Annotated in this window: 21 protein-coding genes; 10 read left to right on the plus strand and 11 right to left on the minus strand. The window is 62.4% G+C overall.

The window, feature by feature from the left end; translation table 11 throughout:
- Positions 1-2: 2 nt before the first annotated feature.
- The 5 genes from NPS58_RS01505 to NPS58_RS01525 form a co-directional block, all read right to left on the minus strand.
- A complete protein-coding gene (locus NPS58_RS01505) occupies positions 3-962 on the minus strand; it encodes an AAA family ATPase (protein WP_045187310.1) in 960 nt (319 codons plus the stop codon).
- Between the two features lie 191 nt (positions 963-1,153).
- Entirely contained in the window at positions 1,154-2,482 is a 1,329-nt protein-coding gene (locus tag NPS58_RS01510; protein ID WP_274112992.1) for an MFS transporter, read from the minus strand.
- 45 nt (positions 2,483-2,527) lie between these two features.
- Positions 2,528-3,721: an L-2-hydroxyglutarate oxidase gene (gene lhgO, locus NPS58_RS01515; RefSeq protein ID WP_274112994.1), complete on the minus strand. Its 1,194-nt coding sequence runs from the start codon at positions 3,719-3,721 to the stop codon at positions 2,528-2,530.
- A gap of 118 nt (positions 3,722-3,839) precedes the next feature.
- Entirely contained in the window at positions 3,840-4,550 is a 711-nt protein-coding gene (locus tag NPS58_RS01520) for a FadR/GntR family transcriptional regulator (RefSeq protein ID WP_274112996.1), read from the minus strand.
- Positions 4,551-4,625: 75 nt separating this feature from the next.
- The gene (locus NPS58_RS01525) at positions 4,626-4,979 is read right to left on the minus strand and encodes a hypothetical protein (protein WP_274112998.1); all 354 of its coding nucleotides are present in this window, start codon (positions 4,977-4,979) and stop codon (positions 4,626-4,628) included.
- A 349-nt stretch (positions 4,980-5,328) separates the two neighbouring features.
- Between NPS58_RS01525 and NPS58_RS01530 the strand changes: the two genes are divergently transcribed.
- Positions 5,329-10,194: an NAD-glutamate dehydrogenase gene (locus tag NPS58_RS01530; RefSeq protein ID WP_274113000.1), complete on the plus strand. Its 4,866-nt coding sequence runs from the start codon at positions 5,329-5,331 to the stop codon at positions 10,192-10,194.
- 100 nt (positions 10,195-10,294) lie between these two features.
- On the opposite strand, the gene ppsR is transcribed toward NPS58_RS01530, so the two are convergent.
- The gene (ppsR, locus tag NPS58_RS01535) at positions 10,295-11,113 is read right to left on the minus strand and encodes a posphoenolpyruvate synthetase regulatory kinase/phosphorylase PpsR (RefSeq protein ID WP_274113002.1); all 819 of its coding nucleotides are present in this window, start codon (positions 11,111-11,113) and stop codon (positions 10,295-10,297) included.
- 176 nt (positions 11,114-11,289) lie between these two features.
- On the opposite strand from ppsR, the gene ppsA reads away from it, so the two are divergent.
- From ppsA to NPS58_RS01575, 8 genes are all read left to right on the plus strand, one after another.
- On the plus strand, positions 11,290-13,665 hold the full coding sequence (gene ppsA, locus NPS58_RS01540) for a phosphoenolpyruvate synthase (protein ID WP_274113004.1): 2,376 nt from the start codon (positions 11,290-11,292) through the stop codon (positions 13,663-13,665).
- A gap of 106 nt (positions 13,666-13,771) precedes the next feature.
- Complete coding sequence (locus NPS58_RS01545) at positions 13,772-14,770, plus strand: alpha/beta fold hydrolase (protein ID WP_274113005.1); 999 nt, start codon at positions 13,772-13,774, stop codon at positions 14,768-14,770.
- Between the two features lie 198 nt (positions 14,771-14,968).
- On the plus strand, positions 14,969-15,457 hold the full coding sequence (gene rraA / locus NPS58_RS01550) for a ribonuclease E activity regulator RraA (RefSeq protein ID WP_274113007.1): 489 nt from the start codon (positions 14,969-14,971) through the stop codon (positions 15,455-15,457).
- A 27-nt stretch (positions 15,458-15,484) separates the two neighbouring features.
- Positions 15,485-16,480 (plus strand): zinc transporter ZntB, encoded by a 996-nt coding sequence (locus NPS58_RS01555; RefSeq protein ID WP_274113009.1) that lies wholly within the window; start codon positions 15,485-15,487, stop codon positions 16,478-16,480.
- 95 nt (positions 16,481-16,575) lie between these two features.
- On the plus strand, positions 16,576-16,830 hold the full coding sequence (locus tag NPS58_RS01560; protein ID WP_425313008.1) for a CrfX protein: 255 nt from the start codon (positions 16,576-16,578) through the stop codon (positions 16,828-16,830).
- Between the two features lie 2 nt (positions 16,831-16,832).
- Positions 16,833-17,657 carry a mechanosensitive ion channel family protein gene (locus NPS58_RS01565; RefSeq protein ID WP_028945870.1) on the plus strand — a complete coding sequence of 275 codons (825 nt, stop codon included), beginning with the start codon at positions 16,833-16,835 and terminating at the stop codon, positions 17,655-17,657.
- 113 nt (positions 17,658-17,770) lie between these two features.
- Positions 17,771-18,337: an RNA polymerase sigma factor SigX gene (gene sigX / locus NPS58_RS01570; protein ID WP_425313009.1), complete on the plus strand. Its 567-nt coding sequence runs from the start codon at positions 17,771-17,773 to the stop codon at positions 18,335-18,337.
- A gap of 110 nt (positions 18,338-18,447) precedes the next feature.
- The gene (locus NPS58_RS01575) at positions 18,448-19,485 is read left to right on the plus strand and encodes an OmpA family protein (protein WP_274113016.1); all 1,038 of its coding nucleotides are present in this window, start codon (positions 18,448-18,450) and stop codon (positions 19,483-19,485) included.
- 57 nt (positions 19,486-19,542) lie between these two features.
- Here the strand turns inward: NPS58_RS01575 and cobA are convergent, their stop codons facing one another.
- From cobA to NPS58_RS01600, 5 genes are all read right to left on the minus strand, one after another.
- Positions 19,543-20,280 carry a uroporphyrinogen-III C-methyltransferase gene (gene cobA, locus NPS58_RS01580; protein WP_274113018.1) on the minus strand — a complete coding sequence of 246 codons (738 nt, stop codon included), beginning with the start codon at positions 20,278-20,280 and terminating at the stop codon, positions 19,543-19,545.
- 29 nt (positions 20,281-20,309) lie between these two features.
- Positions 20,310-21,980 carry a bifunctional protein-serine/threonine kinase/phosphatase gene (locus NPS58_RS01585; RefSeq protein WP_274113020.1) on the minus strand — a complete coding sequence of 557 codons (1,671 nt, stop codon included), beginning with the start codon at positions 21,978-21,980 and terminating at the stop codon, positions 20,310-20,312.
- Between the two features lie 9 nt (positions 21,981-21,989).
- Positions 21,990-23,201 carry a nitrate/nitrite transporter gene (locus tag NPS58_RS01590; RefSeq protein WP_274113022.1) on the minus strand — a complete coding sequence of 404 codons (1,212 nt, stop codon included), beginning with the start codon at positions 23,199-23,201 and terminating at the stop codon, positions 21,990-21,992.
- Between the two features lie 173 nt (positions 23,202-23,374).
- Positions 23,375-23,950, minus strand: a complete 576-nt coding sequence (locus NPS58_RS01595) for an ANTAR domain-containing response regulator (protein ID WP_274113024.1) — start codon at positions 23,948-23,950, stop codon at positions 23,375-23,377.
- A gap of 15 nt (positions 23,951-23,965) precedes the next feature.
- The gene (locus tag NPS58_RS01600; protein ID WP_274113026.1) at positions 23,966-25,180 is read right to left on the minus strand and encodes a CmpA/NrtA family ABC transporter substrate-binding protein; all 1,215 of its coding nucleotides are present in this window, start codon (positions 25,178-25,180) and stop codon (positions 23,966-23,968) included.
- 151 nt (positions 25,181-25,331) lie between these two features.
- Between NPS58_RS01600 and NPS58_RS01605 the strand changes: the two genes are divergently transcribed.
- On the plus strand, positions 25,332-26,354 hold the full coding sequence (locus tag NPS58_RS01605; RefSeq protein ID WP_274113027.1) for a quinone-dependent dihydroorotate dehydrogenase: 1,023 nt from the start codon (positions 25,332-25,334) through the stop codon (positions 26,352-26,354).
- Positions 26,355-26,358: the final 4 nt, after the last annotated feature.

A 26,358-nucleotide genomic window follows, 5' to 3' on the forward strand; every position in this document is an offset into this window, starting at 1 on the left:
CGTCAGGCGACGGCGACGACGTCGAGGATGCGCTGGATCACCCGGTCCTGATCGATCCCGGCGGCCTCGGCCTCGAAGGAAAGAATGATGCGGTGGCGCAGCACGTCGAAGAGCACCGCCTGGATGTCCTCGGGGCTGACGAAGTCGCGTCCGGCCAGCCAGGCGTGCGCCCGTGCGCAGCGATCCAGGGCAATGGAGCCCCGCGGACTGGCGCCGTAGGCGATCCAGTCGGCCAGCTCCAGGTCGAACTTGGCCGGGGTGCGGGTGGCCATGACCAGCTGCACCAGGTATTCCTCTACCGCATCGGCCATGTACAGGCCGAGGATTTCCTTGCGTGCGGCGAAGATGGCCTGCTGGCTGACCCGCCGCTCGGGCTTGGCCTCGCCATTGAGCGCCTCGCCCCGGGCCTGCTGGAGAATGCGGCGCTCAACGGAGGCATCCGGGAAGCCGATCTTCACGTGCATGAGGAAGCGGTCGAGCTGGGCCTCGGGCAGCGGGTAGGTGCCTTCCTGCTCGATCGGGTTCTGGGTGGCCATGACCAGGAACAGCGGCGACAGCTCATAAGTGCTGCGCCCGACGCTGACCTGGCGTTCGGCCATGGCTTCGAGCAGGGCGGACTGGACCTTGGCCGGAGCACGGTTGATTTCGTCGGCCAGCACCAGATTGTGGAAGATCGGCCCTTGCTGGAAGACAAAGCTGCCGGTTTCCGGGCGATAGATCTCGGTACCGGTGATGTCGGCCGGGAGCAGGTCGGGGGTGAACTGGATACGATGGAACTCGGCTTCGACGCCTTCTGCCAATTCCTTGATGGCCTTGGTCTTGGCCAGGCCAGGGGCACCTTCGACCAACATATGGCCGTCGGCCAGGAGCACAATGAGCAAGCGCTCGACGAGTTTTTCCTGGCCCAGAATCTGGGTTGAAAGAAAGGTGCGCAGCGCGATCAGCGCCTCACGGTGTTCCATCGTTGACGATTCCTGGAAAAATGCCAGGGCGTACCGCGTGAAAGCGCCCGGGCGGGGGCTGTTACTTTAATGCATCCGGGGGGCTGGGGACTAATGGCGTCGCGTAAATTTGTGCAGGTGCAAAGGCGTCGCGGGGCCAGCGCGCTCCTGCAGGTACGTGCAGGAGCGGGCTGGCCCCGCGATCACACGCCTCAGTTCTTGAACTTGGAGTGCTTGTAGCCCTGGTCGCACAGGGCAAACACCACCACTAGCACCGCGGCGACCGCCAGGATCACCGCAACGCCGTCGGTGGAATGGGTCGCAGAGCTGGCCACCAGGGCCAGGCCACCCAGGGGTGCCAGGCCACCGGCCACGGCAGTGCCGATCTCACGACCAGTACCGAAGCCCGAGGAGCGGGTCTGGGTCGGGAACTGGCGGCTGAGGAACGAGCCCTGTGGTGCGAACATCATCGGCGCCAACAGGCCGGTACCGATGGCGATGGCGAGGTAGATCTTCATCGGCTCGCCAGTATTGAGCAGTGCCAGGAACGGGTAGGCGAACAGCACCGAGAACACACCACCGAGGATCAGCACGGTCTTGCTGCTCCAGCGGTCGCAGAGCCAGCCGAAGAACGGCACGGCAAAGATCGCCACCAGGCTGGCAATGGTCACCGACAGCGAGGTGACATGGGCTTCGACGCCCTTGAACTGGGTCAGGTAGGCCAGGGAGAAGGTCTTGAAGATGTAGCTCAGGGCGTTGTAGCCGATGGCCACGAAGAACACCACGGCCAGGCCCTTGAGGTCATTCTTGAACAGCAGTTTGAGCGGCGAGACCTGGTCCTTTTTCGGGGTCTTGTCGAGCTCCTTGAAGTCCGGGGTCTCGGGGATGCTCCTGCGCACCCACAGGCCGACACCGACCAGCACGATGCTGCAGATGAACGGGATGCGCCAGCCGCCGGCCAGCAGGAAGTCGTTGCCGTTCATGGTCAGCAGGTAGACGGTCAGCGACGACAGCAGCAGGCCCAGGTTCAGGCCCAGTGCCGGCCAGGCGCCCTGGCTGCCGCGTTTGCCTTCGCTGGCGTGCTCGTAGGAGGTGACCGCCGCGCCTGCAAGCTCTGCACCGGCACCCAGGCCCTGGATGATGCGCACGAAGACCAGGATGATCGGCGCCCAGATGCCGATCGTGGCATAGCTGGGGATCAGGCCGATCAGCGTGGTGCACACGCCCATCAGGCAGAAGGTGAGCACCAGCACCTGTTTGCGGCCGAAGCGGTCGCCCAAATAGCCGAACAGCACGCCACCGAAAGGCCGGGCGATAAAGCCGATGGCGAAGGTGGAAAAGGCCAGCAGCGAGGCCACGGCCGGGTTGCTGGCGTCGAAGAAAATCTTCGAGAACACAATCGCCGCCATGGTGGCGTAGAGGTAGAAGTCATACCACTCCAGCATCGAGCCGAAGATCGTCGCCGCCGCGACTTTGCGCAGGCGCTTCTTTTTCTGTTCCGGGGTTTCTGTCGCGGCCGCAGCCGCCTCATGTACCGACATGGGAGGTTTCCTTTTTGTCTTTGTAGTTATGTGTGCAGCTGGGGTTCAGCGGGTCTTGAAAATCCTGTCGGCGATCATCTGGCCGATCGGGATGGCAGAGGTGGCGGCCGGTGACGGTGCGTTGCAGACATGCACCATGCGTGGCGTCTCGGCGAACAGGAAGTCGTGCACCAGGGTGCCGTTGCGCATCACCGCCTGGGCGCGGATGCCGGCTTCGTAGGGCAGCAGGTCTTCGATATCGAGCGACGGGCAGTACTTGCGGCACTGCTCCAGGTAACCGCCCTTGAACAGCGAGTTCTTCATTTCGGTGGTGCCGGAGCCCAGGTTGTTCCAGATGGTTTTCCAGAAGCCGGGGAAACGTGCGTAGTCGGCGACATCGCGCCAGTTCACCGAGAACTTCTTGTAGTTTTCCCGGCCCAGGCCCAGCACGGCGTTCGGACCCACGGTGACGCTACCGTCGATCATTCGCGTGAGGTGCACGCCCAGGAACGGCAGCTCCGGATCGGGGATCGGGTAGATCAGGTGGTTGACGATGTCGTTCTTGCTCGCCGGGAGACGGAAGTACTCGCCACGAAACGGAATGATCTGGTGGTCGATCTTCACCCCGGCCAAGGCCGCCAGGCGATCCGACTGCAGGCCGGCGCAGGCCACCAGCTGGCGCGCACGCCAGACCTTGTCGTCGCTGCTGACGGTGACGTTGTCGCCGTTCTCGACAATGGCGTGCACCGTGGTCGACAGGTGCACTTCGCCACCTGCGGCCTGGATCACCTTGGCCATGGCCTGGCAGACCTGCTTGTAGTCAACGATGCCGGTGGCATCGAGGAACAGCCCGCCCAGGCCGACGATGTTCGGTTCGCGGCGCTGCAGTTCGCTGGCGTCCAGGCGCTCGACCTTGAGGCCGTTCTGCTGCGAGCGCTCGTACAGGGCGTGCATGCGCTGCACTTCCAGGGGCGTGGAGGCCACCAGCAATTTGCCGCAGACGTCGAACTTGATCTGGTGTTCCGAGCAGAAGTCCTTGGTGGCCTGGGCGCCGCGCTTGCACAGGTCGGCCTTTAGGCTGCCCGGGGCATAGTAGATGCCCGCGTGGATCACGCCGCTGTTGTGGCCGGTCTGGTGCCGGGCAAGGGAGTTTTCCTTCTCCAGGATCACCAGCGAGGCGCCAGGCTGGCGTTCGAGCAGCGCCATGGCGGTGGCGAGGCCGACGATGCCGCCGCCGATGATGCAGTAGTCGTAGATCATGCAGGTGTCACCTTGGCTTGTTCTTATCAGAGAGTCTGCTTATCAGGTTGTCAGACTAAGTAGGTCAAACAAAAGGGCGCTGTGCAGCAGCGCCCGCTCTATACGGCAAATCAAAGGGTCAATCGATAGTTGGCAGATCCAGCTTCAGGCGCTTGGCCGAGGCGCGCAAGTGCGCTTCGGCGCAGGCGGCGGCAGCCTGGCGGTCGCCGTCGGCGATCGCCTGGTATAGCGCCTGGTGTTCACGGTTGGCGTCCGCCGAGCCACCCACCGAGTGGGCGGCGGAGTTTTCCCAGGCAGTCCTGCGGGCGGCGGCCAGCTGGCCACGAAGAAAGTCGTGGAAGGCGATGAAATAGTCGTTCTTGCTCGCTTCGGCGATGGCGCGGTGGAAGGCGACATCGGCGGCGGCGGCAGCGGCAAAGTCGCTGCGCTTGTCGAGCATCTCCTGCAGGGCTTTGTTCATGCGTGCCAGGTCCGTCGCGTCGCGGCGTTGGGCGGCAACGGAGGCGGCCTGGGTTTCGATCCACAGGCGCACTTCAAACATCTGCACCAGGTCCGGGCTGCGGCCCTGGGCTGCGGGGAAGCGGAAGACGGTGCCGGTCGGGGTTTGCGAAATGTACGACCCCAGGCCCCGCCGAGCGATCAATACACCGTCGGCCTTGAGCTGGGCCACCGCCTCGCGCACTACCGAGCGGCTGACATTCAGCTGTTCGGCCAGTTGCTGTTCGGTGGGCAGGCGCGATTCGGCCGCCAGGCGCCCGGAATCGATCTCTGCACGGATGGCACCGACGACGCGTTCGACCAGCGTATCGGGGCGCTGAAGCTCAAGCATGGGGGTATTGCTCATTAATCAGGTTGTCAGACAATGCCTCTGGCGCGGTTTCTTGTCAAGAAACCGCAGCGCCGATTACAGCTCGCTGACGTAAGTGCCAGTGCCCTGGAGGATGTTCTGCAGGGTTTCCTCGACCTCGGCCAGGTCGGTGCCGTCGCTGCTCAGGATGATTTCAAGGTGATCGTCGCCGTTGAACACATCGGCATCTCCCGGTGCCACTTCGACCAGCAGGCGCTTGGCGCTCAGGGTGACCTTGAGGCCATCGATGGTGCAGGGCTCGTCGTCCAGGGTGATGTCCACCGTGTCTTCGTCCGGGTAGCGGGTCATGAGGAACATCTGGCCCTTGTCGCTGTGGCAGCACAGGGTGGCCATGTTGTCTTCTTCATCATCGCAAGGGGTGGCGAAGAGCAGGGCGGTGGTCAGTTGCATGGGCAGCTCGATAAATAAGTTGAAACACGATTCTGCCAGTCTTCGGTCCCCGGATAAACGTGGTGTTGCACCTCAATGTCCGAATATGTCGCAGCACCGCAAGCAGGGGCGGGCGGGCACTCGTTAAGCTGCGCTGTCGATGGACACCCGTAAAGACACAGCCCGCCTGGTGCAGTCGTCTTTGCAGATGCCCATCCGTGGAAGGGGGAAAGCTGACCAGTGAGTCGCGTTTTACACCTGTTCTTCCGGTTTTACCGTCCTTCGGCTACGGGTTGGCTATCGTTGATCCGTATACGGCGGACGCGCACGACGCTTCACTCCATAACAAAGCCCAAGCGGAGTACCACAGATGGCGTTTTTCACCGCAGCCAGCAAGGCCGACTTCCAGCATCAACTGCAAGCGGCGCTGGCGCAGCACATCAGCGAACAGGCACTGCCACAAGTGGCGCTGTTCGCCGAACAGTTCTTCGGCATCATCTCTCTTGACGAACTCACCCAGCGCCGCCTGTCGGACCTGGCCGGTTGCACCCTCTCTGCCTGGCGCATCATCGAGCGTTTCGACCACACCAAGCCCGAGGTTCGTGTCTACAACCCCGATTACGAGCGCCACGGCTGGCAGTCGACCCATACTGCGGTCGAAGTCCTGCACCATGACCTGCCATTTCTGGTCGACTCGGTCCGCACCGAGCTGAACCGCCGCGGCTACAGCATCCATACCCTGCAGACCACCGTCTTGAGCGTGCGTCGTGGGGCCAAGGGCGAACTGCTGGAAATCCTGCCCAAGGGCACCCAGGGCGAGGGCGTGCTGCAAGAGTCGCTGATGTACCTGGAGATCGACCGCTGCGCCAACAACGCCGAGCTCAACGTGCTGACCCGCGAGTTGGAGCAGGTGCTGGCCGAAGTGCGCGTCGCCGTTGCCGATTTCGAGCCGATGAAGACCAAACTGCGTGAAATCGCCGCGCTGGTCGAGCAGACCCCATACGCCCCGGCCCAGGGCGAGAAGGCCGAGGTCAGCGCCTTCCTCGAGTGGCTGCTGGGCAACCATTTCACCTTCCTCGGTTACGAAGAGTTCGTTGTCCACGGCGATGCCCAGGGCGGCCAGCTGGTGTATGACGATAGCTCCTTCCTCGGCCTGACCCGCCTGCTGCGCGCCGGCCTGACCGCCGAAGACCTGCGTATCGAAGACTACGCGGTCAACTACCTCAACGAGCCGCTGCTGCTGTCGTTCGCCAAGGCGGCTTACCCAAGCCGCGTCCACCGTCCGGCCTACCCCGACTATGTGTCGATCCGCCAGTTGGATGCCGACGGCAAGGTCATCAAGGAATGCCGCTTCATGGGCCTGTACACCTCTTCGGTGTACGGCGAGAGCGTGCGCAACATCCCCTACATCCGCGGCAAGGTAGCCGAAGTCGAGCGTCGCTCGCATTTCGACCCCAAGGCCCACCTGGGCAAGGAGCTGGCGCAGGTACTGGAAGTACTGCCGCGCGACGACCTGTTCCAGACCCCGATCGATGAGCTGTTCACCACCGTGATGTCGATCGTGCAGATCCAGGAGCGCAACAAGATCCGCGTGTTCCTGCGCAAGGATCCGTACGGCCGCTTCTGCTACTGCCTGGCCTACGTGCCGCGCGACATCTACTCCACCGAAGTGCGCCAGAAGATCCAGCAGGTGCTGATGGAGCGCCTCAAGGCCACCGACTGCGAGTTCTGGACCTTCTTCTCCGAGTCGGTGCTGGCTCGCGTGCAACTGATCTTGCGCGTCGACCCGAAAAACCGTATCGACATCGACCCGCAGCAGCTGGAAAACGAAGTGATCCAGGCCTGCCGTTCGTGGCAGGACGACTATGCCACGCTGACCGTCGAAAGCTTCGGTGAAGCCCAGGGCACCAATATCCTGGCCGACTTCCCGAAAGGCTTCCCGGCCGGCTACCGCGAGCGCTTCGCCGCCCACTCGGCGGTGGTCGACATGCAGCACCTGCTGACCCTGTCCGAGCGCAAGCCGCTGGTGATGAGCTTCTACCAGCCGCTGACCCAGGCCGGCAAACAGCAGCTGCACTGCAAGCTGTACCACGCGGACACCCCGCTGGCGCTCTCGGACGTGCTGCCAATCCTTGAAAACCTCGGCCTGCGTGTGCTGGGCGAGTTCCCGTACCGCCTGCGCCATGCCAATGGCCGCGAGTTCTGGATTCATGATTTTGCCTTCACCTACAGCGAAGGCCTGAACCTGGATATCCAGCAGCTCAACGACACCCTGCAGGATGCGTTTGTCCACATCGTCAATGGCGATGCGGAAAACGACGCCTTCAACCGCCTGGTACTGACTGCCGGCCTGCCGTGGCGCGACGTGGCGCTGTTGCGCGCCTATGCCCGCTACCTCAAGCAGATCCGCCTGGGCTTCGACCTGGGCTATATTGCCAGCACCTTGAACAACCACACCGACATCGCTCGCGAGCTGACCCGGTTGTTCAAGACCCGCTTCTACCTCGCGCGCAAGCTCACCGGCGAAGACCTGGACGACAAGCAGCAGCGCCTGGAACAAGCGATCCTCACGGCACTGGATGACGTCCAGGTGCTCAACGAAGACCGCATCCTGCGTCGCTACCTGGACCTGATCAAGGCCACCCTGCGCACCAACTTCTACCAGACCGACGCCCAGGGCCAGGCCAAGTCGTACTTCAGCTTCAAGTTCAACCCCAAGCTGATTCCCGAACTGCCCAAGCCTGTGCCCAAGTTCGAGATTTTCGTCTACTCCCCGCGTGTCGAAGGCGTGCACCTGCGCTTTGGCAACGTGGCCCGTGGCGGCCTGCGCTGGTCGGACCGCGAGGAGGACTTCCGGACCGAAGTTCTGGGCCTGGTAAAGGCCCAGCAAGTGAAGAACTCGGTCATTGTCCCGGTCGGGGCCAAGGGTGGCTTCCTGCCGCGCCGCCTGCCACTGGGCGGGAGTCGCGACGAGATCCAGGCCGAAGGCATCGCCTGCTACCGGATCTTCATTTCCGGCCTGCTGGATATCACCGACAACCTCAAGGACGGCGCCCTGGTGCCGCCGGCCAACGTCGTCCGGCACGATGATGACGACCCGTACCTGGTGGTGGCAGCCGACAAGGGCACCGCGACCTTCTCCGATATCGCCAACGGCATCGCCATCGACTACGGCTTCTGGCTCGGCGATGCGTTCGCCTCCGGTGGCTCGGCCGGTTATGACCACAAGAAAATGGGCATCACCGCCCGTGGTGCCTGGGTGGGTGTACAGCGTCACTTCCGTGAGCGCGGCATCAACGTCCAGGAAGACCCGATCACCGTGGTGGGTGTGGGCGACATGGCCGGTGACGTGTTCGGCAACGGCTTGTTGATGTCCGACAAGCTGCAACTGGTGGCCGCGTTCAACCACCTGCACATCTTCATCGATCCGAACCCGGAGCCGGCCAGCAGCTTTGCCGAGCGCAAACGCCTGTTCGATCTGCCGCGTTCGGCCTGGAGCGACTACGACACCAGCATCATGTCCGAGGGCGGCGGGATCTTCCCGCGCAGCGCGAAAAGCATCGCGATCACCCCGCAGATGAAAGAGCGCTTCGCCATCGAGGCCGACAAGTTGACCCCCACCGAGCTGCTCAATGCATTGCTCAAGGCGCCGGTGGACCTGCTCTGGAATGGTGGTATCGGCACGTACGTCAAGTCCAGTGAAGAAAGCCACGCCGATGTGGGTGACAAGGCCAATGACGCCCTGCGCGTGGATGGCGACGAATTGCGCTGCAAGGTCGTGGGCGAGGGCGGCAACCTGGGCATGACCCAACTGGGCCGGGTCGAGTTCGGCCTCAATGGCGGCGCCACCAACACCGACTTCATCGACAACGCCGGTGGTGTGGACTGTTCCGACCACGAGGTCAATATCAAGATCCTGCTCAACGAGGTGGTGCAGGCCGGTGACATGACCGAGAAGCAGCGCAACCAGCTGCTGGGCAGCATGACCGACGAAGTGGCCGGCCTGGTGCTGGGTAACAACTACAAGCAGACCCAGGCGCTGTCGCTGGCTGCTCGTCGGGCCCGGGAGCGCATCGCCGAGTACAAGCGGCTGATGGCAGACCTGGAAAACCGTGGCAAGCTGGACCGTGCCATCGAGTTCCTGCCGACCGAAGAACAACTGGCCGAGCGCATCGCTGCCAACCAGGGCTTGACCCGGGCCGAATTGTCGGTGCTGATCTCCTACAGCAAGATCGACCTCAAGGAAGCGCTGCTCAAGTCGTTGGTACCCGATGACGACTACCTGACCCGCGACATGGAAACTGCCTTCCCGCCGTCGCTGGTCAACAAGTTCGCCGAGGCCATGCGTCGCCACCGCCTCAAGCGCGAAATCGTCAGTACCCAGATCGCCAACGACCTGGTCAACAACATGGGTATCACCTTCGTCCAGCGCCTGAAAGAGTCCACTGGCATGAGCCCGGCGAACGTCGCTGGTGCCTATGTGATCGTGCGGGACATCTTCCACCTGCCACACTGGTTCCGCCAGATCGAGGCGCTGGACTACCAGGTGCCGGCTGAAATCCAGCTCACGCTGATGGACGAGCTGATGCGCCTGGGCCGTCGGGCCACCCGTTGGTTCCTGCGCAGCCGACGCAACGAGCAGGATGCCGGTCGGGACGTCGCTCACTTCGGGCCGAAGATCGCGCAACTGGGCCTCAAGCTCGACGAATTGCTGGAGGGGCCGACCCGCCAGCGCTGGATGACCCGCTACCAGGGCTTCGTCGAGGCCGGTGTGCCGGAATTGCTGGCGCGCATGGTCGCCGGTACCACCCACCTGTACACCTTGTTGCCGATCATCGAGGCGTCCGATGTCACCGGCCAGGACCCGGCCGAAGTGGCCAAGGCGTTCTTCGCGGTCGGCAGTGCCCTGGACCTGACCTGGTACTTGCAGGAAATCAGCAACCTGTCGGTTGAAAACAACTGGCAAGCCCTGGCCCGCGAGGCCTTTCGCGATGACATCGACCTGCAGCAGCGGGCGATTACCATCTCGGTCCTGCAGATGGTCGATGCCCCTGAAGACATGGACGCACGGGTGGCCTTGTGGCTGGAGCAACACCGCGTGATGGTCGAGCGCTGGCGCGCAATGCTCGATGATCTGCGGGCGGCGACCGGTACCGATTACGCCATGTATGCGGTTGCCAACCGCGAACTGGTGGATCTGGCCATGAGCGGGCAGGCCGCGGTGATGCCGTCCTGAGTCCGAGCTGAAATGAAAAAGCCCCGGCATTTGCCGGGGCTTTTTTGTAGGCGCGATGACGGTGCTGGCCGCACCATCGTATCGCGGGGCAAGCCCGCTTCTACTTGAAGCGGCGCTCCACGCCTTTTTCTACCAGGATTTTCGCTGCGATCTCTTCCACCGAGAAATGGGTGGAGTTGATGTTGGGGATGTTCTCCCGGCGGAACAGGTTTTCGACCTCGCGCACTTCGAACTCGCACTGGGCAAAGCTCGAATAGCGGCTGTTGGGCTTGCGCTCATGCCGGATGGCCGTCAGGCGATCCGGGTCGATGGTCAGGCCGAACAGCTTGTTCTGGTGGTTCTTCAGCGCCTGGGGCAGTTGCAGGCGCTCCATGTCGTCTTCGGTCAGCGGGTAGTTGGCCGCCCGAATGCCGAATTGCATGGCCATGTACAGGCAGGTCGGGGTCTTGCCGCAACGCGACACGCCCACCAGGATCAGGTCGGCCTTGTCGTAGTAGTGGGTGCGGGCGCCATCGTCGTTGTCCAGGGCAAAGTTGACCGCCTCGATACGCTCCATATAGTTGGAGTTGCCGCCAATGGAGTGGGATTTGCCCACCGAATACGATGAGTGCGCGGTCAACTCCTGCTCCAGCGGGGCCAGGAAGGTCGAGAAGATATCGATCATGAAACCGTTGGAGGTGGCCAGCACCTCGCGGATGTCCTGGTTGACGATGGTGTCGAAGATGATCGGGCGCATGCCGTCCCTTTCGGCGGCGGTATTGATTTGTTGTACCATGGCCCGCGCTTTTTCCACGCTGTCGATGTACGGGCGTGTGAATTTATTGAACGGAATGCTATCGAATTGGGCAAGCAGGCTTTGCCCCAGCGTCTCGGCCGTGATGCCGGTGCCGTCGGAAATAAAGAAAGCAGTTCGTTTCATTTGCGCCTTGGGCCTTAAGCTGATGACGAATCTTGTTTATGATAGGTTCGGTTTGCCGAACGAGGTGTTCGGCATTCTCACTTATTTTCCAGGTCCAGGCCACAAGCGCCCGGCCAAGCCAGAGCTGGCAGGCGGGCGACCTGAGCTTTTCCAATACAGTTAGTGGAGAGATCACCTTGGTAGAGTACGTAGTTTCCCTCGATAAGCTCGGCGTCCATGATGTGGAGCATGTGGGGGGCAAGAACGCATCCCTCGGCGAGATGATCAGTAACCTCGCGGGTGCCGGTGTATCGGTTCCCGGCGGCTTTGCCACTACGGCTCAGGCGTACCGTGATTTTCTCGAGTTGAGTGGCCTGAACAAGCAGATTCACGATGCGCTCGACGCACTGGACGTCGACGACGTCAATGCCCTGGCCAAGACCGGTGCCCAGATCCGCCAGTGGATCATGGAAGCCGAGTTCCCCGAGCGCCTGAACAGCGAAATCCGCACCGCCTTCGAGCAGATGTCCCAGGGCAACCCGAACATGGCCGTTGCCGTGCGTTCCTCGGCCACCGCCGAAGACCTGCCAGACGCCTCGTTTGCCGGTCAGCAGGAAACCTTCCTGAACATCCGTGGCGTGGACAACGTCATTCGCGCTGCCAAGGAAGTTTTCGCTTCCCTGTTCAACGACCGCGCCATTTCCTACCGTGTCCACCAGGGCTTCGACCACAAGCTGGTCGCCCTGTCTGCCGGTGTGCAGCGCATGGTGCGTTCGGAAACCGGTACTGCCGGCGTGATGTTCACCCTGGACACCGAGTCGGGCTTCCGTGATGTCGTGTTCATCACCGGCGCCTACGGCCTGGGCGAGACCGTGGTACAAGGCGCGGTCAACCCGGACGAATTCTACGTTCACAAGGGCACCCTGCAAGCCGGTCGCCCGGCCATCCTGCGCCGCAACCTGGGCAGCAAGGCCATCAAGATGGTCTACGGCGAAGAAGCCAAGGCCGGTCGTTCGGTCAAGACCGTCGATGTCGACAAGGCCGACCGCACCCGTTTCTGCTTGAGCGACGCCGAAGTCAGCGAGCTGGCCAAGCAGGCGATGATCATCGAGCAGCACTACAAGTGCCCGATGGACATCGAGTGGGCCAAGGACGGTGATGACGGCAAGCTGTACATCGTTCAGGCTCGTCCTGAAACCGTGAAGAGCCGTGCCCAGGCCAATGTCATGGAGCGCTACCTGCTCAAGGAAACCGGCACTGTCCTGGCAGAAGGCCGTGCCATCGGCCAGCGCATCGGCGCCGGCAAGGTGCGGATCATCAAGGACGTCTCGGAGATGGACAAGGTCCAGCCAGGCGACGTCCTGGTCTCCGACATGACCGACCCGGACTGGGAACCGGTGATGAAGCGCGCCAGCGCTATCGTCACCAACCGCGGTGGCCGTACCTGCCACGCGGCGATCATCGCCCGTGAACTGGGTATCCCGGCAGTGGTCGGTTGTGGCAACGCCACCCAGCTGCTCAAGGATGGCCAGGGCGTGACCGTTTCGTGCGCCGAAGGTGATACCGGCTTCATTTTCGAAGGCGAGCTGGGCTTCGACATCCGCCAGAACTCGGTCGATGCCATGCCTGACCTGCCGTTCAAGATCATGATGAACGTCGGCAACCCGGACCGTGCGTTCGACTTCGCCCAGTTGCCCAACGCCGGTGTCGGCCTGGCGCGCCTGGAGTTCATCATCAACCGCATGATCGGCGTGCACCCCAAGGCGCTGCTCAACTACGCCGGCCTGCCACCAGAGCTCAAAGAAAGCGTCGACAAGCGCATCGCCGGTTACAACGACCCGGTCGGTTTCTACGTCGAGAAGCTGGTCGAAGGTATCAGCACCCTGGCGGCGGCGTTCTGGCCGAAAAAAGTCATCGTGCGCCTGTCGGACTTCAAGTCCAACGAATACGCCAACCTGATCGGCGGCAAGCTCTACGAGCCGGAAGAAGAAAACCCCATGCTGGGCTTCCGTGGTGCGTCGCGCTACATCAGCGAATCGTTCCGCGATTGCTTCGAACTCGAGTGCCGTGCACTCAAGCGCGTACGCAACGAGATGGGCCTGACCAACGTCGAAATCATGGTGCCGTTCGTGCGCACCCTGGGCGAAGCCAGCCAGGTGGTCGACCTGCTCGCCGAAAACGGCCTGGCCCGTGGCGACAACGGCCTGCGCGTCATCATGATGTGCGAGCTGCCGTCCAACGCCATCCTCGCCGAAGAGTTCCTGGAGTACTTCGACGGCTTCTCCATCGGCTCCAACGACCTGACCCAGCTGACCCTGGGCCTGGATCGCGACTCGGGCATCATCGCTCACCTGTTCGACGAGCGTAACCCTGCGGTCAAGAAGCTGCTGGCCAACGCAATCCAGGCCTGTAACAAGGCGGGCAAGTACATCGGCATCTGCGGCCAGGGTCCTTCGGATCACCCGGACCTCGCCAAGTGGCTGATGGAACAGGGCATCGAGAGCGTTTCGCTGAACCCGGACTCGGTACTCGAGACCTGGTTCTTCCTGGCCGAAGGTCAGGATGCAATCTGATGTGTTGAAGTGAAGGGCGCGGCCGCCAGCGTGTGGCCGCGCCTTTCGTTGATCTTCCAGGGCGAGTTCCAGTGATGGTTCCCGCCCTTTTTCGTACAAGTACCCTATGCAAAGCAGCAGTACCCTATTTCCCGTGGCCTTGCTCAGTGCCGAGCGCCGGGGTGACCTGAGCGAAGATGTCTACCGGATCAAGGCCGGTAACAGCCCGGATCGCACCGTGGAACTGGCGCTCACCCGCCTGGGCATGGCCGACCAGACCGAGGTGCGCGGCATCCCGGTCATTTTGCTGCATGGCAGCTTTTCCAACCGGCGCTTCTGGTATTCGCCCCGGGGCATCGGCCTGGGCGCGCAACTGGCACGTGCCGGTTTTGACGTATGGATCCCGGAGATGCGCGGACACGGCTTGTCGCCGCGCAATCATGACTATCGCAACAACCGTGTTGCCGACTACGCCCGCTACGACCTGCCGGTGATTGGCGCCTTCGTCAGGGAAAAGAGCGGCCGTGCCGCGCACTGGATGGGACACTCGCTGGGCGGCACCACCCTGGCAGCCGCGCTGGGTGGGCAGTACCTGGACCCCGAACTGGTCGCCAGCGCCGCGTTTTTCGGAACCCAGGTCAGCCGCACTTACTGGCCGCTGAAAATACCGCCCGTGGAATGGGGCAGTCGCTTGCTGCTCAAGCGCTTTGCGCAGATCTCAGGGGCGCGACTCAAGCGCGGCCCGGAAGACGAGCCTATCGGCCTGGCCCTGGAAAGCATGCGCTGGTTCGGTTTGTTCGGTCGATTCGGTGACAAGGAGCGCGACTGGTGGGCCGGCCTTGCCGAAGTGAATGTGCCGGTACTGGCGGTGGCTGCAGCCGGCGATCACCAGGATCCGGTCTGGGCCTGCCGCAAGCTGTTCGAGCAAGTGGGCAGCACGTCCAAACAGTTCGTACGCCTGGGGCGCGAGGAGGGGTTCGACAACTTCGGGCATGTCGACATGCTGGTCAGCAAGTCGGCGCAGGCTCAAGTCTGGCCGCTGGTCGAACGCTGGTTGCGCAACCCGATGGAGCCTTTGCTCGAAGCCGCAGCGACAAGCGTTTCACCGACGCCTGGTTATCGCTAAGATGTGACGCATGTTGTGAATTTGGTCATTTTTGGCTTTAGCGAAGATGATGTGTTCATCGGGCGGGTGCTTCAGCGCGACTTCGGGTGACCGGACCGCTCTGGACGGTGTAGCCTTGGGCTGTATCGCTGCACCTCGTCTCATCAATGACACTGCGACACTTACATCCAATGTCTTGGCAACCGACAGGAGTTACCCATGCATTACCTCACGCCCGACTTGTGCGACGCCTATCCGGACCTGGTCCAGGTACTGGAGCCGATGTTCAGCAACTTCGGTGGCCGCGATTCCTTCGGTGGGCAAATCGTCACCATCAAGTGCTTCGAGGACAACTCCCTGGTCAAGGAACAGGTTGACCTGGATGGCAAAGGCAAAGTGCTGGTGGTCGATGGCGGTGGTTCGCTGCGCCGGGCTCTGCTGGGCGACATGCTCGCCGAAAAGGCCGCCAAGAATGGTTGGGAAGGCCTGGTGATCTACGGCTGCATCCGCGACGTCGACGTCATCGCCCAGACTGACGTGGGTGTGCAGGCGTTGGCCAGTCACCCGATGAAGACCGACAAGCGCGGCATCGGCGACCTGAACGTGGTGGTGAGCTTTGCTGGCGTGACCTTCCGTCCGGGTGAGTACATCTATGCCGACAACAACGGTGTGATTGTCTCGCCAAGCCCGCTTAAGATGCCTGAATAAGCACGTAAACCGCTGAGTGGAGCAGGAATGTTCGAGGAAGAAAACGCGCAGTGGGGGCTGGTGCATGCCCTGGTGCTCGATGGCAAAGGCGGTGCGCGTTCGATCGCTCGAACTGAACTGAACGATCTGCAGTTGCAGCCAGAGCAGAGCCTCTGGCTGCACTGGGACCGCAGTCACCCGCAAACCCGGACCTGGTTGCGCCACGAGAGTGGCCTGAACGAGTTCGCCTGCGACCTGCTGCTTGAAGAAAACACCCGTCCGCGTTTACTGGCCTTGCCTGAAGAACAGATGTTGCTGTTTCTGCGCGGGGTCAATCTCAATCCCGGTGCCGAGCCTGAAGACATGGTCTCGGTGCGCATCTTCGCCCAGGCGCAGCGCGTCATTTCGCTGCGCCTGCGGCCTTTGCGGGCCAGCGACGAGCTGCTCCAGCAACTCGCTGAAGGTCGTGGGCCAAAAACAGCCTCCGAGTTGCTGCTGAGCATGGCGCAATTGCTGACCGAAAAGGTCCAGGCGCTGGTCAGCGACCTGTCGGAAGTGGTCGATCTGGAAGAAGAAAAGCTCGAAGCCGACACACGGTATGCGCCGGAGCAGGGCTCCTTGCAACAGATTCGCCGTCGTGCTGCCGGTCTACGGCGGTTTCTTGCACCGCAGCGCGAAATCTACGCCCAACTGGCGCGTAATAAGTGGAGCTGGTTCGCCGAAGACGACGCCGACTACTGGAACGAGTTGAACAACAGCCTGATCCGCTACCTGGAAGAACTCGAACTGACCCGCGAACGCGCGGCGCTGGTGCTGGAAAGCGAGGACCGGCGGCGGGCCGAGCGGATGAACCGGACCATGTACCGCTTTGGCATCATTACCTGTATTTTCCTGCCCATGAGCTTTGTGACCGGCCTGCTCGGGATCAACGTCGGCGGGATTCCCGGCGCCGAAAGCCCCTACGGTTTCCTGTTCGCCAGCCTGCTGGTGCTGGGGTTGGCGCTGGGGCAGTGGTGGTTGTTCCGCCGCCTGCGCTGGGTATGAAGCAGTGACATTTGTGAACGCTCAGTCATTTACTGTCTACCGGGTTCATGTGACCCACACCGGCGCGACCTCGTCTTTGACAGATATTGCGCGAGGTGCCCATGCACGATCCGTTTGAAGAATCCCTGCGAGACCTGCTCAAGGCTTCGTCGTCCGGCCAGGACCGAGACGATGACGCGTGCCTTGGCCGGGTCCTGAAAACCGCCAACCGCCAGGTGGGCGCGGGCGATCTGTTCAGCCTGCTTGGCCGCTGGAGCCAGGCACTGATGATTGCCGTGAACAATGGCTCGGCGCATGTCGCGCCGGTCCGCCGTAACGCTACCGCTCGTAAAGCTGATAAGGCCGATTGAATATGGAACTTGATCTCTGGACCCAGAGCCTGGTCACCGCGATGACTGCGTTGTGGACCAAAGTGGCGAACTTCATCCCCAACCTGTTTGGCGCCCTGGTCGTGGTGCTGTTGGGCTTCGTGGTCGCCAAGTTGCTCGATACCCTGCTCTCGAAGTTGCTCGCCAAGTTGGGCCTTGACCGCCTGATGGGCGGCACGGGCCTGACCAAGATGCTCAGCCGGGTTGGCATCCAGGTACCGATCTCGACGTTGATCGGCAAGATTGTCTATTGGTTCGTGTTGTTGATCTTCCTGGTTTCTGCTGCTGAATCCCTGGGTCTTGAGCGGGTCTCGGCGACGCTGGACATGCTCGCCCTGTACCTGCCGAAGGTCTTTGGCGCGGCGCTGGTGCTGTTGGCCGGCGTACTGTTGGCGCAGCTGGTGAACGGGCTGGTGCGGGGTGCCGCCGAGGGTATCGGGCTCGAGTACGCCGCAGGCGTCGGGCGGATCGCCCAGGGCCTGGTGATTATCATCAGTATCTCGGTGGCAATCAGCCAGCTCGAAGTCAAGACCGACCTGCTCAACCACGTGATCGTCATTGGATTGATTACCGTTGGTCTGGCCGTTGCGTTGGCAATGGGCCTTGGCAGTCGTGAAATTGCCGGGCAGATCCTGGCCGGAATCTATGTGCGCGAACTGTACCAGGTGGGCCAGCAGGTGCAGGTTGGAGAGGTTGAAGGGCAGATCGAAGAGATCGGAACCGTCAAGACGACGCTGCTGACTGACGACGGCGAGCTGGTCTCGTTGTCCAACCGGATTCTCCTGGAGCAGCGGGTCAATAGCCGCTAACCGGGTAATCCTGCTAATGTATGCCGCCGCAAAATTGCCCCAGGCAGGGGTAAGCGGCGACATTGACCTGACTGTCGGCCAGATCCGTTTTGAATAAAGTTCACTCGCTGCCCATGCGTTACGACCCCCGCGAGCTCACTGACGAGGAGTTGGTGGCGCGTTCGCATGAGGAGCTGTTTCATGTTACTCGCGCGTATGAGGAACTCATGCGCCGTTACCAGCGAACTCTTTTTAACGTGTGTGCGCGTTATCTAGGGAACGATCGGGATGCTGACGATGTCTGTCAGGAGGTCATGCTGAAGGTGCTCTATGGCCTGAAGAACTTCGAGGGTAAGTCGAAGTTCAAAACATGGCTCTATAGCATCACCTATAACGAATGCATCACCCAGTACCGCAAGGAGCGGCGCAAACGTCGTCTGATGGATGCCTTGAGTCTTGATCCACTTGAGGAGGCCTCGGAAGATAAAGCGCCGAAACCGGAAGAGAAAGGTGGACTGGATAAATGGCTAGTGCATGTAAACCCGATTGACCGTGAAATTCTGGTGCTACGATTTGTCGCAGAACTGGAATTTCAGGAAATCGCCGATATCATGCATATGGGCCTGAGCGCAACGAAAATGCGGTACAAGCGTGCGCTTGACAAGCTACGTGAGAAATTTGCGGGCCTTGCTGAAACTTAGCAGCGTGCAAATATCTCTAACGTACCGGCAAGTTCTGCTAGACTTGCCGTCGAGTTGTCCCCCGGATGTTGGTGGGACTGCTTAACTATCACCAGATGGGGATTTAACGGATGAAATTGAAAAACACCTTGGGCTTGGCCATTGGTTCTCTTGTAGCCGCAACTTCGCTCGGCGCTCTGGCACAAGGCCAAGGCGCGGTCGAAATTGAAGGTAACGTTACCAAGCAGTACTACGATAGCGAGCGCAATTTCAAGAACGACGGCACCAATCCTGGTGTTCGCCTGGGTTACTTCCTGACCGACGACCTGTCGCTGGATCTGGGCTACAACGAAACTCACAACGTTCGTGGCGATGTCTTCAACAAGGACATCAAAGGCTCCAAGGCCAAGCTCGACGCTACCTACCACCTGGGCACCGTAGGCGACGCAGTACGTCCTTACGTCTCCGCTGGTTTCGCGCACGAGAGCTTGGGCCAGAGCTTCAACAACGGTCGTGACCACTCCACCTTCGCCAACGTTGGCGCTGGCGCCAAGTGGTACATCACCGACATGTTCTTCGCCCGTGCCGGCGTTGAAGCCATGTACAACATCGACAACGGCAACACCGAGTGGGGTCCATCCCTCGGTCTGGGTCTGAACTTCGGTGGTAGCGGTGGCAAGGTTGCTCCTGCTCCAGCCCCAGTTGCTGAAGTCTGCTCCGACAGCGACAACGACGGCGTCTGCGACAACGTCGACAAGTGCCCTGACACCCCAGCCAACGTTACCGTTGACGCTGACGGCTGCCCAGCTGTTGCTGAAGTCGTACGTGTTGAGCTGGACGTCAAGTTCGACTTCGACAAGTCGGTCGTCAAGCAGAACAGCTACGGTGACATCAAAAACCTGGCTGACTTCATGAAGCAGTACCCACAGACCACCACCACCGTTGAAGGTCACACTGACTCCGTCGGTCCTGACGCTTACAACCAGAAGCTGTCTGAGCGTCGTGCAAACGCCGTTAAGCAAGTTCTGACCAACGAGTACGGTGTTGAGTCGAACCGCGTTGAATCGGTTGGCTACGGTGAAACCCGTCCGGTTGCTGACAACGCCACCGACGCTGGTCGCGCTGTTAACCGTCGCGTAGAAGCACAAGTAGAAGCCCAAGCCAAGTAATTGGTCCAAGCGCTACTGAAAAGCCCGGCCTAGGCCGGGCTTTTCTTTGCCTGCGATTCAGGCAGTCAGTTGGATCAAGCCCATCGCTTGTTGTCCTGCCACCTCGCCGATTACCAGAATGGCCGGGCTGCGCAGTTCGAAGCTGGCGGCGTCTTCAGTCAGGCGGGACAGGGTGCTGCGTTGCTCGCGTTGCTGGGGCAGGGAGGCGTTTTCGATCATGGCCACTGGCGTATCCGTAGGCATGCCGCCTTCGATCAAGCCTTGGCGCACCTCATCCAGTTTGCTGACCCCCATGTACACCACCAGGGTGGTACCGCCTTGGGCAAGTGCCTGCCAGTTCAGCGGGCTGTCGTCCTGGGTGTGGGCGGTCACCAGCGTCACGCCGCGGCTGATGCCGCGCAAGGTCGGGGAAATTCCGCACTGCGTGGCCGCGGCCAGCCCGGCGGTAATGCCATTGACCAGTTCGGCCACGATGCCATGGCTTTGCAGCCAGGCGGCCTCTTCACCGCCGCGCCCGAAAATGCACGGGTCGCCGCCCTTGAGTCGCGCCACGCAGCGTCCCTGGCGGGCGTAGCGCAACATCAGGCGCTGGATGAACGCCTGGGGTGTCGAGCGACAACCACCGCGCTTGCCCACGGCAATTACCCGGGCCTGGGAGCAGTGCTCCAGGATCAGCGGGTTGACCAAGTCGTCGATCAGTACCACTTCGGCCTCCTTCAAGGCGCGCACGGCCTTGAGCGTCAGCAACTCCGGATCGCCGGGGCCCGCACCAATCAGCCAGACTTTTGCATTCATCGGTTTTTCCTCATCGGCAACGGACGCTGTCAGCCCTTTAGCAGGCTGATCAGCAGGATCAGATTCAGTAACAAGGACAACAATGCCAGGCCGCGCCAGACTTTCAGCGGCTCGCGCTCAAGCAGCGGGCGCGAGCGCAGAGTCGGTGCCAGCCGTTCACCTTGTTCAAGCAGCAAGAGCCACTGCTCGGCAGTTTCGAAGCGTTGCCCGGGGTCGGCGGCGACCGCCTGGGCCAGGTTGTGCTCCAGCCATGGCGGTACATCCGGGCGAAACCGAGCAGCGCTGGTCGGCTGGTTGAAGCGCGGGTGCTGGAAGGCTTCTATCTCGCCGTAGGGGTAGTGGCCGGTGAGCAGGTAGAACAGCGTCACGCCGACGCTGTAGAGGTCCTGCTGTGGGCTCGGGGCCTGGCCTTCGAATGCTTCGGGAGCGATGAACGACGGGGTGCCAGGCAGTTCATGGGCGCGGTCCTCGGAGAGACCGGGACAATACGCCAGGCCGAAATCCAGCAGGCGCAGCTGGCCGTTGTCGTCCAGGTGGATGTTCTCGGGCTTGATGTCGCGATGCAGGATGTTGCGCCGGTGCAGCATGCCGACCGCCTGGAGCAGCTGCTGGGCCAGGCCTTGCCACTGCGCCAGGGGCAGCGGGCCGGAGTGTTCCAGCAGTTGGGCCAGGGTCTGGCCGCGGTATTCGCGCATCAGATAGTAGAGGTGCTGGCGCTGGTTGGCCGGGTGTACTTCAGGAAAGTAGCGTGCGGCCATACGCCGTAGAAACCATTCTTCCAGCAGCAGGCCCTGCAGGGCTCCGGGCTCGTTTTCTCGCGCCAATGGCAAGGTTTTCAGCAGCCAGGCGTTTTGCTGGTGGTCACGCACTCGATACAGCAGCGACTGGCGACTGTGGCCCAGTGGCTGCTCGACCTGCCAGCCGTCGATGCGCTGGCCGATTCGCAGCGCGGGTGGCAAGGGCCACTGCTGATGCTGGGCCAGGGCGTCGCCAAGGGTTGCCGTACCCAAGCGCTCGACCCGCACCAGCAAGGCGCTGGCGTTGTCCTGGCTGCCGCACAAGTGAGCTGCCTTGACCAGCGTCTGCGCAGCATCCTGCAGGTCAGGTTGTTCACGCAGCACTGCCTTGATCTGAGTTTCGCTGAGGCTCGCCCAGATACCATCGCTAAGCAGGGCAAAGCATTCGCCCGAGCGCATCTCGCCTTCCAGATAGTCCACCAGCAAGTGCTGGTCCAGCCCAAGGGCACGCTTGAGTACGTGCTGCATGCCCGGCTGGTCCCAGACATGGTCCTGGCTGATGCGTTGCAATTGTTCGTCCTGCCAGCGGTACACCCGGCAGTCGCCGATGTGCGCCAGGGTAAAGCGCCGACCCCGCATGACCAGGGCGCTCAGGGTGGTCAGCAGCGGTTGCCCGCCACCGTTGGCCCGTAGCCAGCGATTCTGGGCCAGCAGCAGTTTGTCCAGGGCCTGGGGCACGCTCCAGGTGGCCGGGGTGGCGTAGTAGTCCATCGCCAGCGCCTGCAGGCTGGCCCGCGCCGCGAGGCCGCCGTCGGCACACTGGCTGACACCGTCGGCCAGCGCAAACAGGTAGCCTTTGCTGGCGGCCAGCTCTGCGTTGGGCGTGACCAGGCGCAGCGCATCCTGATTTTGCTCCCGGGGGCCGGTGGCGCTAGCTTGGGCGAAGCTCAATTGCAGGCTCATGGTGCGGCCTCAAACCCGCGCGGCGGTAACGGCGGCCGAGCCCCAGGTGGTGCGCCAGCGTTGCTTGACGCCGTGAAGGCCGAACCAGGCCAGCACGCCCAGGCTGGCGAATAGCCAAAGCCCCAGTTGATAGTCGCCGCTGTGCTGTTTGATCGCCCCCAGGCCCGCCGCCAGCAGGAAGCCACCAATGCCCCCGGCCATGCCGATCAGGCCAGTCATGACCCCGATTTCCTGGCGAAAGCGTTGTGGCACCAGCTGGAATACCGCGCCATTGCCGGCACCGAGGCCGAGCATGGCGCTGACGAACAAGGCCAGTGCAGCGATCGAGCTTGGCAGGTTGAACCCTACTGCGGCGATGCAGACGGCGGCCACGGTGTACATCGCCAGCAAGGTGCGGATGCCGCCAAAGCGATCGGCCAGGGCCCCACCCAGGGGGCGCATCAGGCTGCCGGCGAAGACGCAGGCAGCGGTGTAGTAGCCGGCCGTGACCGGGCTCAGGCCGTACTGGTCGTTGAAGTAGCCGGGCAGGGCGCTGGCAAGGCCGATGAAACCGCCGAAAGTGACGCTGTAGAAAAACATGAACCACCAGCTGTCGCGGTCACCCAGGGCCTTGAGGTAATCGGCCACGGCCTTGGGCTTGGGCCGTTGCGGGGCATTGCGGGCCAACAGGGCGAACAGCGCCAGGGTCAGTAGCAGGGGGATCACGGCAAAGCCGAACACATTGTTCCAGCCAAAGCTTGCGGCCAGCACCGGGGCCAGCAGGGCGGCGAACACCGTGCCGGAGTTACCGGCGCCGGCAATGCCCATGGCCTTGCCCTGGTGCTGGGCGGGGTACCACTGCGAGGCCAGCGGCAGCGAGACCGCAAAGGAGGCGCCGGCCACACCGAGGAACACCCCCAGCAGCAGCGCTTGCTCATAGCTGTGGATGCCCAGGTTCCAGGCGCAGAACAGAGCGACGATGACGATCACCTGGCCAATCAGGCCCGCGGTTTTGGGCGACAGGCGATCTACCAGCACCCCCATGACAAAGCGCAGGATCGCCCCGGCCAGGATCGGCGTGGCCACCATGAGGCCGCGCTGCTGCGTGGTCAGTTGCAGGTCGGTGGCAATCTGCACGGCCAGAGGGCCGAGCAGGTACCACACCATGAAGCTCAAGTCGAAATACAAAAAGGCGGCGAACAGCGTGGGGACATGCCCGGACTTCCAGAAACTCGTATTCATCGAACACCTCGTTGAACGTTGCACTGCAGGTCGCGCCCCAAGGGGCAGAAACGAAAAAAGACGTCGCCACCCGACCCGCTGTTGCGAGTGGGGGGCGACGTCTTTGTCGTGAAGGGGCAACCGCCGTTGGCTACCGATACAAAAGAATTAGCAAGAGCCGGGCCAACGCCGGCTCAGCCGAGCAGGTCGCTCATGGCGATGATCTGTTCGGCCACCTGGATCAGCTTCTGTTGCTTGCTCATGGCCTGGCGGCGCATCAAGGTGTAGGCCTGCTCTTCGTTGCAGTCCTTCATTTTCATCAGTAGCCCCTTGGCCAGTTCGATACGTTTGCGCTCGGCCAGTTGCTGGTCGCGGGCCTGCAGCTGGGCCTTGAGCGCCTGGTCGCTTTCGAAGCGAGCCATGGCCACGTCCAGGATGGGCTGCAGCCGGGCGGCATGGATGCCCTCGACGATATAGGCGCTGACCCCGGCCTGGATCGCCTGGCGCATGACCCCAGGGTCATGCTCATCGGTGAACATGACGATCGGGCGCGGCCGGTCGCGGCTGACCAGGATCACCTGCTCCATGACATCCCGGCCGGGTGACTCGGTATCGATCAGCACCACATCCGGGCGCACCGTTTCGACGCGCGCCGGCAAGTCGATGGTCAGGCCGGACTCCTCGATGACCTCGAAGCCCGCCTCGACCAGGGCCATCTTCAGGCGTCCGACTTTTTTCTCGGTGTCATCGATCAACAGGATTCGCAACATCGTGGCGTCTCCCTGTCAGTGGTGGGCACGCGCGGCAGGCATGTCGGCCAGCGCGTGGAGGCGGAAGCTGCGGGCATAGGCGGCCGGGTCGCTACCGTCCCACGCGATGCCGTCGATCAACTGGCTGCTGCGCATGTTCTGCGCGTCGCAGGGCACACCCAGGGCGCTGGCCGCGTCGCGGTACAGCGCCAGTTGTTGCACCTGCCGGGCCACGCCCAGGTAGTCAGGGTCTTCACGCAGCAGGCCCCAGCGGCGGAACTGGGTCATGAACCACATGCCGTCGGACAAGTAGGGCAGGTTTGCGCGGCCCTGGTCGTGCAGGCGCAGGGCGTGGGGATCGTGCCAGTGATTGCCCAGGCCATCGTCATAGAGGCCGAGCAAGCGCGGCTCGATGCTGGACAGCGGTGCATCCAGGTAGGCCTTGCCGCTGAGCAGTTGCGCGGTGCTGTGGCGGTTTTCCGGGCTGTGCTCGATGAAGCGGCTGGCGGCCAGGATAGCCATGACCAGCGCCCGCGCCGTGTTGGGGTACTGCTCGACGAAGGCGCGGGTGCATCCCAGGACCTTTTCCGGATGATCCGGCCATATCGACTGGCTGGTGGCCAAGGTAAAGCCCTGGCCTTGTTCGACAGCCCCGGCCGACCACGGCTCGCCTGCGCAGAATCCGTCGATGCGGCCTGCCTGCAGGTGGGAAATCATTTGTGCTGGAGGCACCACGACGCTGTCGACGTCATGGAGTGGATGGATGCCCTGGCTAGCCAGCCAGTAATACAGCCACATAGCGTGGGTGCCGGTGGGAAAGGTCTGGGCAAAGGTCAGTTTTGTTCTGCTTTGGTGCACGAAGCGCTCCAGTGCCTCGGGACTGGTCACTCCCTGGCGCTGCAAGGCAGATGACAGGTTGATACCCTGGGCGTTCTGGTTCAGCCCCATCAGCACAGCCATGTTGGTGGCGCTGGTGCCGCCAATACCCAGGTGTACGGCAAAGATCAGCCCATACAGGCTGTGGGCTGCATCCAGCTCGCCGCTGACCAGTTTGTCGCGCAGCCCGGCCCAGGAGCTCTGGCGCTTGAGGTTCAGGGTCAGCCCGTAGGGCTGGGCAAAGCCCTGGGTGGCGGCGACCACCACCGAGGCGCAATCGCTCAGGGCCATGAAGCCGATGTTCAGGCTGTGCTTCTCTGGCGCGTCGCTGCCATTGACCCAGGCCAGGGGAGTAGGGGGGATGTCGTTGTTCACAGTGTCGTGCCTGTATCGAAGGTCAGGCCGTGCCGTTTGCGTGGCTGGCGTTACAGTCGACAAAGCAACGCATATGCCAAGGCAGCCCTGTCCCCCGGACGACGCCACGGCTATAATCGCCCCCCTCACTCACGTCGAGCTAAGCCCGCCCATGTATACCCTGGCCCGCCAGCTGCTGTTCAAGCTCTCCCCGGAGACCTCCCATGACTTGTCCCTGGACCTGATCGGCGCCGGTGGCCGTCTGGGCCTGAACGGGTTGCTGACCAAAGCCTCGGCTTCTGTACCGGTCACGGTCATGGGCCTTGAGTTCGCCAACCCGGTGGGGCTGGCGGCAGGGCTGGACAAGAACGGCGCGGCCATCGACGGCTTTGCCCAACTGGGTTTCGGTTTTGTCGAGATCGGCACGGTCACGCCCCGCCCGCAGCCTGGCAATCCCAAGCCACGCTTGTTCCGCTTGCCCGAGGCCGAGGCGATCATCAACCGCATGGGCTTCAACAACCTGGGCGTCGATAACCTGATCAACCGCGTGCGGGCGGCCAAGTACCGCGGCGTGCTGGGTATCAATATCGGCAAGAACTTCGACACCCCGGTCGAGCGTGCAGTGGACGACTACCTGATTTGTCTGGACAAGGTCTACGACCACGCCAGCTACATCACCGTCAACGTCAGCTCGCCCAACACCCCGGGCCTGCGCAGCCTGCAGTTCGGCGACTCGCTCAAGCAACTGCTCGATGCCCTGGCCGAGCGCCGTGGGCAACTGGCCGGGCAGTATGGCAAGCACGTACCACTGGCGATCAAGATCGCCCCGGACATGAGCGACGAAGAAACCGCGCTGGTGGCCAGTGCCCTGGTCGAGTCGGGCATGGATGCAGTGATTGCCACCAACACCACCCTGGGCCGTGAAGGGGTCGAAGGCCTGCCGTATGGCGATGAGGCCGGTGGCTTGTCGGGTGCACCGGTGCTGGAGAAGAGCACCCATATCGTCAAGGTGCTGTCGGGCGAGCTGGGCGGCAAGCTGCCGATCATCGCCGCAGGCGGGATCACCGAGGGCAAGCATGCCGCGCAGAAAATCGCTGCCGGTGCCAGCCTGGTGCAGATCTATTCGGGGTTCATCTACAAGGGGCCTGCGCTGATTCGCGAGGCCGTGGACGCTATCGCCGCGATGCCGCGTTGACTGC

Origin of the sequence: Pseudomonas putida (assembly GCF_028682455.1) — a bacterium.
Lineage (GTDB): Bacteria > Pseudomonadota > Gammaproteobacteria > Pseudomonadales > Pseudomonadaceae > Aquipseudomonas > Aquipseudomonas putida_AA.